A 7,340-nucleotide genomic window follows, 5' to 3' on the forward strand; every position below is an offset into this window, starting at 1 on the left:
GCGGCTCTCCCGTGAATCCGGTTGCCATCAAATGACATACGAAGATCGCCCTTGGTTGGCGTTGTACCGCAACGACGTTCCCCCCGACATCGACGTCGAACAGCCCACAATGCTCGAAATGTTGGCAGCGGCGGTCCGCTCTGATCCGGACGCCACGGCTGTGAAGTACTTCGACGGTCAACTCAGTTTCGCTGAAGTGGATCAGCAGAGTGACGCCCTGGCCCGCGCACTACGAGCAGGTGGTCTGGCGAAGGGAGACCGTGTCGCTCTGTTCCTCCAGAACGTTCCGCAGTTCGTGCTTGCGCTCGCCGGAATCTGGAAAGCCGGCGGCGTCGCAGTCTCGATCAATCCCATGAGCCGTGAACGAGAACTGGGATACCAACTCGAAGATTCCGGAGCAGCGGTTCTGATCGCTCTCAAGGGGCTCTACGAGTCCGTCGGCCGCAATGTCGTCTCCGACTCGCCGGTCAGGCGAGTTATCACCACCTCGGAACTCGAGTACCAAAGTCGCAACGATCCGAGGATTTTCGACGGAATTGTCAAGAAGGATCTCGGTACCGACGATCTCGCGACGCTGATCGACGAACATCGTCTCGGCGATCCGATCACCACTGACGCTGCACCGGAAGACATTGCGGTACTGACGTATACGTCGGGAACCACAGGTCCGCCGAAGGGAGCGATGACCTCTCACGCGAATATGACCTTCAACGCCCAGGTGTACCGGGACTGGTTGGGGCTCACCCCGAAAGACACGGTTCTCGGAGTTGCACCGCTCTTCCACATCACGGGGTTGATCGGTCACATCGCGGTGTCCGTCCTGGCGAGAATGCCGCTGGTGCTTGCCTATCGCTTCCAGCCCGAGGTGATGCTCGACGCGATTCGTGAGCACCAACCGACATTCACAGTCGGCGCCATCACTGCGTTCACCGCACTGCTCAACACTCCGGGTTGCGCGCCGGAAGACTTCACCTCCATGAGGTTGCTGTATTCCGGCGGCGCACCCATCTCGCCGACTGCCGCCGAGGCCGTCCGCGCCATGACCGGTGCTGCGCTGCACAACATCTACGGGCTGACCGAGACCACGTCGCCGACCCATGCCGTTCCCGTTGGTGCGGATACGCCGGTCGACCCAACATCCGGAGCACTGTCTGTCGGCGTTCCCGTACCCAACACCGTGGTCCGCATCGAAGACGAGGGCGGTGCGGTCCTGCCGATCGGAGAGATCGGCGAACTGGTCGTCCGAGGTCCACAGGTGGTGCGCGGTTACTGGAACAAGCCGGAGGAGAGTGCGTCGGCCATTCGCGACGGGTGGTTCCACACCGGCGACGTGGGGTTCATGGACGAAGCCGGCTGGTTCTACGTCGTCGACCGTAAGAAGGACATGATCATCGCGTCCGGCTACAAGGTGTGGCCACGCGAGGTCGAGGACGTTCTTGCCGAGCACCCCGCAGTCCGTGAGGCGGCAGTCGTCGGGATCGCCGACGAATACCGCGGTGAGACGGTGAAGGCGTTTGTCAGCCTCGTCGCGGGGGCGTCCGTCACCCCGGAAGATCTGATCGATCACTGCAAGCAGCGGATGGCGGCGTACAAGTACCCACGCTCCGTGGTGCTGGTGGAGGAACTGCCCAAGACCGTCACCGGCAAGATACTGCGACGGGAACTGCGCACGATCTCTTGATCGCGGGGCAGCGGGCGGACTTCGCGGTCCGCCTGCTGTCTGATCGCGCACAGTTTCCGGTCGACCGCGCCATTGGGGTAATGGAACAGTAATATGTGCTGAGTACCCACGGACAAACGGGAGACATCAGTGAGCAAGTTCGGACGTAAGAAGCAGCCCACGCCCAAGAGCTACCAGTGGCTGGCCATGACCCTCATCGCTTTGTCGCTCTCCGTGTCGATCGGGATTGCCGCCAAACCCTCCTGAGCTCTGCGAATCCGAAACTTGTAACCCCGCGTCCATCTGCACATGGGCAAATAGGTGCAATTCGGACGCTTAGCTGTTCTAACTTTCCTTCCGTCGTGTCACCTCGGCACCGACGGAGAGGATCAACTCACCATGCGAAGCTCACGCTTCGGCGTGCTGGCCGCTGCCGGCGCTGTCGGACTAGTGCTTGTCACCAGCAGCGTCCAGTCCATCGCCACGGCGTCACCGTTCGGTTCGCTCGACGCCGGTTCGAGCTCCGGTTCGACAGAGATACCAACCGTCAGCGACGGCGGCTTCACGTCCAAGACGCCCTACACTCCCGGCCAGCGCATCGCCGACTATCAGGCGCCGCCGACGGGATACTCCCCCGTGTACACGGAAAGTGTTGCGCGCCATGGTTCCAGAGCACTGTCGAGCCTGAAGTACGACGACCTGAGCCTGCAGCTGTGGGAAATCGCCGAAGCCGAGAACGCATTGACTCCCGTCGGCAAGGAATTCGGCCCGGCCCTCCGTGATCTCATGGCCGCCAACAAGAAGCTGGGGTACGGCAACCTCAGCGGACGCGGGATCACCGAACACAGACAGCTCGGCGCGCGGGTCACTGAACGCCTCCCCCAACTGTTCGACGCCATCGCAGCGCAACAGGGCACCATCACCTTGACCTCGTCGGGTGTGGACCGTGCCGTGGACAGCGCCGAGAACTTCGCGCAAGGGCTGACCGGTGCGTTTCCAGCCGTCGCCGGCGATGTTGCACCGGTGACCACGGATGCCGACCTTCTCTACTTCCACGACTCGGATGCAAACGCCGACTACAAGGACTACGAAGAGTCCGATCCTCGACTGAAAGCCGTCGACGACCAGATCGCCGATCTTCCCCGCACCCGCGAGGTCTCGCGGCACATGATGCTCAGGCTCTACTCGGAGGACTTCGTGAACCGGCTGAGTGCGGGCGAGTTCTCACTCGTCGACCGTGGCAAGGGTTCCAGCACGATCGACAACGAAGTCGACGCCGCGTACATGCTGTACAACACGTACATCATCACTCCGGGCATGGCCGAAGAAGGCAAGTGGAATTTCGAGCGGTTCATCGAACCTGCTGACGCGCAGTGGCTCGCATACACGAACGATGCCGAGGACTTCTACGCCAAGGGCCCGGGCTTCACCGGTGAAGACGTCACCTACCGGATGGCAACTGTCCTGCGCGACGAGTTCCTGCGCGGCCTGCAGAAACATACCGGCGACGACGCCGTCCCGGGAGCGGATTTCCGGTTTGCACACGCAGAAACGATCATCCCCTTCGCAGCACTCTTGAAACTGCCGGGAAGCACCGTCTCGCAGGCGGAGGGCGACCTCTACACCTATGCGAACAACCCCTGGCGCGGATCACAGGTCAGCCCGATGGCTGCCAACGTGCAGTGGGACGTGTACGCCGGACCGGAGGGTAAGCGTCTGGTCCGAATGCTCTACAACGAGCGCGAGACAGCATTTGCTGCCCCGTGCGCTCCGGTGAGCGCCGGGAGTTTCTTCTACACGCCGGACGAACTGGCCCGCTGCCTGCCGGAGATTTCACCGGCAGCCTGAGATCCGGCAACTCGGGATCCAGCCAGCGGTCGACGAGGGCGCGCCCATACCTGGTGCAATGCCAGCATGCGCGCCTTCTCGTCGTCTTCCATCAACAAGGCGTCGCAGATCCTCACGATAACCGGAGCCGAAACACCAACGGAAGTACCCTGTTCCAGCCGCTGATAGTGATTGAAGCTGATGTCGGCAATCTGCGCGACATCGCGCCGACTGAGGCCGTGCATTCGGCGAGCACCCTCGCAGCGCATGCCGACCTTTTCGGGCGCAAGACTGTTTCGTTTTTCGACGAGCATCTGGCTCATCAACTGACGCGCGCTCGACCCGTTCACGTCGCCACCTTTTCCATCCCTGAAATATGCTTTCACCTAACATGTTTCAGAATATGGGATGGGGCGGACCCGGCGGTATCTCCGAGATGACAGATAATCACGCGATACCGCCAACCCTGTGCCCGTCCAGGCCGCGACGACGAGGCTCAAGATCAGGCTATGAACCTGCCGATCGTCGGATTCGACTGGCAGATGGGACTACTGCCCCAGTTGATCGAACCGAACGCCGTCGCAACGACATTGCCGACGCCGGTGTTCACCGTCGCGGACAGGTACGGATAAGTACCGACCAGGTCGACGATTCCGGACTTGCCCGTGTCGGTGTTGACCCACGCAACGGTCACCTGACCCGCCGCCGGGATGGGTGCAGCGGCCGGGAACGAATCGAAGCGAATGTCACCCTTGGCGATGGGCGGATTGGATTCTGGCCCGGACTGGCCGGTGAGTCCGGTCAACGAGGCCAGCGACCCCTGATTCGGACACCCGATAGTGACGGCGGCGCCGCCGAAAGGGTGGGGCGGATCAGCCGAGGCGACTCCGGCGAACATGACGCTCGCGGCAATCGGTAGTCCGATGGCCGCAAAAACCCCGGCCGTGCGTGTGACGCTCATAGCTGCTCCTCGGGTCGACAACACTTTCCGGATACCCCTGGTACAACGCCCGAAACGAAGGAAAGACGACTATTCACACCCCCTAGACAACGCGTGTTGTCAGAACTACAGTCGGTGGTGCAGCTCACACCTATCTCTGCCGCGCGCAGACCAGTCCCAGGGAGTGTTCAGATGAAGCGCTACGACCTCCGCAGTCGCACGGATCAACTCGATCCCGAAACCGATTACGAAGAGATGTCGCGCATTCTCGCGGCGCAAGAGTTTCCCTGGGACATCAATCAGGCGCTCAGCTTCGCACTGTTTCGTACATACGCTGTCCCCTCGATCGGCAAGCTCCTCTTCTCCACGGGCGAGTTCACCGACAAGGTTCAGAAGCGCTACGACGACACCAGCCTGATCCTCGACGCCATCCTCGAGCACGGCCTCAGCAGCACCGAAGGCCGCAAGAGCGTGCGTCGAATGAATCAGATGCACGGCTCGTACGACATCTCCAACGACGACATGCTCTACGTTCTGGCCACCTTCGTCGTCACGCCGGTCAGATGGCTCGACGAGTACGGCTGGCGGAAGATGACCGACAACGAGATCGTCGGGTCGACGAACTATTACCGCCACCTGGGTCGGTACATGAACATCAAAGACACTCCTGACACCTACGAGGGCTTCGTCAAACTTCTCGACGACTATGAGCGCGAACACTTTTCATTCGATCCCGGCGCCCGAGCCGTCGCTGATTCCACCCTCGACCTGATGTGCACCTTCCCGCCCAACAACCTGGCACCGAAGGCTCTGGTCAAGGGATTCGCCTTCGCGCTCATGGACGATCACCTCCTCGACGCCTTCCACTACAAGCACCCGAGCACTGCGATGCGCGTCGTCTCACGCGGTGCGCTGAAGGTCCGCGCGCGCCTGCTGCGGTTCTTCCCCGTGCGTACGAAGCGGAAATTCGCCCGCGAGCTGCCCAACATCCGCAGCTACCCGAGCGGTTACAAGGTCGAAGACCTCGGCACCTTCCCCACGGGATGCCCGGTCAAGCACCTGCAGGCAGACCAGCAGGCCCAAGCGTAAGCAGGTTCCCATCGTGGAGTGGTGGAACTCCTGGCACCCGGGCTGATTCGCGTTTCTCATGCCTAGATGAGGGAGGAGTCGCGACCAGTACGACGAAGGGTGATCAATTCATGGTTCGTCTCGGCGTCGTGTCGACGCCCCTCTTCTTCGAACTCCATCAGCGCATAGAACCTGCGGGCGCGATCGTTGAGGGTGTAGACCTCGAGTGTCACCTCGCCGTGCATGGTTGTGGCGTGTTCGACCAACGCCCGCCCGACGCCCAACCCTTGTGACGCCGGCGCGACGAACAGTCCCCCGATTTCGGAGCCGATCATTCCCAACAGTCCAACGACAGCGGAGTTGTGCTCAGCGACCCAATTGTCGGCCTGAATCAGATAGACCTCTCGCATCTTCTGCTCGCGTTCGCCCGTCCCCTCACCCGCAAGGAACGGGTGGGCTTCACGGGCAGCGCGCGACCACAAGTCGACGACCACATCCTCATCCGAGGATACGTAGCGGCGAATGATCAGATCCTGGTTCACAATCCGACCATACCCTCAGGCGTCAGCGCACTGACCGGGCCGAAAGTGTTCAATTTTCGGATCCACGCAGGACGACCCCGACGTAAATCAGTGGAACAATTCCATTCGTTGCCGCTCCGCAGTTACCGCGTTGTGCAAGGGTTGTCCGATGACTGACGGTGATCCGACAACTGAGCGTGGAGGTCCGGCATCCTGGTGGAAGGTGACAGCGATTGTCACCGCAGTGCTTGTCACTCTCACATGCGGCGTCATCGTGTGGTCCTTCATGCCGCCGGTTGTGTACTTTCCGTTCTTTGCGCTCGCAGCCTCAGTACTGCTCGGTTTGGGCGGAGTGTGGTTGATACTCAGCCTGATTGGCTGGATGAAGTACAAAACTCTGCGTTTGAGCACGATCGCGCCGGTGATCGTGCTCGTCACCGGTGCGCTCGTGACCTTGTCCGTCCCTTCGCATGTTGCGTTTGCATTGTCGAAAGATTCGCTCGAAGCAGTGGCCGCGGATTGCCAGAAGTCGTTGGAAAACCGAACAATTGGCGTCTACCGGGTCCTGCAGGTCTGGCCCGTCGGCAACGGGTGCCGCTTCCACATCGAGGGCGGTCTGATCGATTCGATCGGATTGGCGTACTTACCCGACGGCGCACCATATCTCGGCAAGCCCCGCCGCGACGGCGAGATCGGATACCAGGAGTTCGACGGCGACTGGTACTCGTTCGTTCAAGCGTTTTAGCGGCGCGCAACTAGTCGACGAGCTTGGCCTTCAGAAGCGCGATCGTGTCCGGAGTGAGTCCGAGACCTTCGGTGAGATAACCGTCGACGGTTCCGTAATCGCTGGCTATCTGCGCGAGTCCAGCTTCCAGGTACGAAGCGTCGACACCTAGGGCCGGTTCGAGATTGGTCGCCACCTGCGGGCTCAGGGCCTGAGAGATCTGCGCAAGGATCTTCTCGTTGGTCGCCTGAAGGTAGGTGTTGCTCAACAGATAGTCGTCCATGATCGTCTGGGCGGGGACACCGGCGATGGACTGCAGCAACATCGCGGTCCAACCCGTGCGGTCCTTACCTGAGGTGCAATGGAACAACTGCACCCCGTCACTCGCAGCGATGTCCGAGAGGACCTGCTTGAAGCCGGCACGGCGAACGGGATCGGTGACAAAACTGCGGTTGGTGTCGACCAAGAACTGCTTGGCCTCCTCCGGCGACTTGATCGTCGTCGCGAGCTGGGTGAGATCCTTGAACTCGATGGGGATGTTCGTGTACGTCACACCGTCCGGGAGTTTGTCCGCGCCACCGATGAACGGGTTGGAGATCT

The 7,340-nt window shown here is 61.2% G+C and carries 8 protein-coding genes; 4 read left to right on the forward strand and 4 right to left on the reverse strand.

The window, feature by feature from the left end:
- Positions 1-31: 31 nt before the first annotated feature.
- Together A2J01_RS25455 and A2J01_RS25460 are read left to right on the forward strand one after the other, a co-directional pair.
- Positions 32-1,681 (forward strand): class I adenylate-forming enzyme family protein, encoded by a 1,650-nt coding sequence (locus A2J01_RS25455; protein WP_064113856.1) that lies wholly within the window; start codon positions 32-34, stop codon positions 1,679-1,681.
- Positions 1,682-2,059: 378 nt separating this feature from the next.
- Positions 2,060-3,508, forward strand: coding sequence for a histidine-type phosphatase (locus A2J01_RS25460; protein WP_003943593.1), 1,449 nt, complete (start codon positions 2,060-2,062; stop codon positions 3,506-3,508).
- Here A2J01_RS25460 and A2J01_RS25465 read toward each other — a convergent pair.
- Together A2J01_RS25465 and A2J01_RS25470 are read right to left on the reverse strand one after the other, a co-directional pair.
- Positions 3,454-3,837 (reverse strand): helix-turn-helix domain-containing protein, encoded by a 384-nt coding sequence (locus A2J01_RS25465; RefSeq protein WP_058227381.1) that lies wholly within the window; start codon positions 3,835-3,837, stop codon positions 3,454-3,456. The genes A2J01_RS25460 and A2J01_RS25465 overlap by 55 nt on opposite strands.
- Positions 3,838-3,989: 152 nt before the next feature.
- Positions 3,990-4,448, reverse strand: coding sequence for a hypothetical protein (locus A2J01_RS25470; protein WP_003943607.1), 459 nt, complete (start codon positions 4,446-4,448; stop codon positions 3,990-3,992).
- A gap of 171 nt (positions 4,449-4,619) precedes the next feature.
- Between A2J01_RS25470 and A2J01_RS25475 the strand changes: the two genes are divergently transcribed.
- A complete protein-coding gene (locus A2J01_RS25475; RefSeq protein ID WP_064113857.1) occupies positions 4,620-5,516 on the forward strand; it encodes an oxygenase MpaB family protein in 897 nt (298 codons plus the stop codon).
- A 62-nt stretch (positions 5,517-5,578) separates the two neighbouring features.
- Here the strand turns inward: A2J01_RS25475 and A2J01_RS25480 are convergent, their stop codons facing one another.
- On the reverse strand, positions 5,579-6,037 hold the full coding sequence (locus A2J01_RS25480; RefSeq protein ID WP_042920782.1) for a GNAT family N-acetyltransferase: 459 nt from the start codon (positions 6,035-6,037) through the stop codon (positions 5,579-5,581).
- A gap of 148 nt (positions 6,038-6,185) precedes the next feature.
- On the opposite strand from A2J01_RS25480, the gene A2J01_RS25485 reads away from it, so the two are divergent.
- On the forward strand, positions 6,186-6,761 hold the full coding sequence (locus A2J01_RS25485) for a hypothetical protein (RefSeq protein ID WP_064113858.1): 576 nt from the start codon (positions 6,186-6,188) through the stop codon (positions 6,759-6,761).
- A 10-nt stretch (positions 6,762-6,771) separates the two neighbouring features.
- On the opposite strand, the gene A2J01_RS25490 is transcribed toward A2J01_RS25485, so the two are convergent.
- The coding region (locus tag A2J01_RS25490; protein WP_197494298.1) for a tyrosine-protein phosphatase at positions 6,772-7,340 on the reverse strand (569 nt) is incomplete at its 5' end.

Source organism: Rhodococcus sp. EPR-134, assembly GCF_001647205.1.
GTDB lineage: Bacteria > Actinomycetota > Actinomycetes > Mycobacteriales > Mycobacteriaceae > Rhodococcus_F > Rhodococcus_F qingshengii.

Bases quoted from the DNA above. Each gene is read 5' to 3' on its own strand.
- A2J01_RS25475 (WP_064113857.1), top strand. From the start codon at position 4,620: ATGAAGCGCTACGACCTCCGCAGTCGCACGGATCAACTCGATCCCGAA.
- A2J01_RS25460 (WP_003943593.1), top strand. From the start codon at position 2,060: ATGCGAAGCTCACGCTTCGGCGTGCTGGCCGCTGCCGGCGCTGTCGGA.
- A2J01_RS25455 (WP_064113856.1), top strand. From the start codon at position 32: ATGACATACGAAGATCGCCCTTGGTTGGCGTTGTACCGCAACGACGTT.
- A2J01_RS25470 (WP_003943607.1), bottom strand. From the start codon at position 4,448: ATGAGCGTCACACGCACGGCCGGGGTTTTTGCGGCCATCGGACTACCG.
- A2J01_RS25485 (WP_064113858.1), top strand. From the start codon at position 6,186: ATGACTGACGGTGATCCGACAACTGAGCGTGGAGGTCCGGCATCCTGG.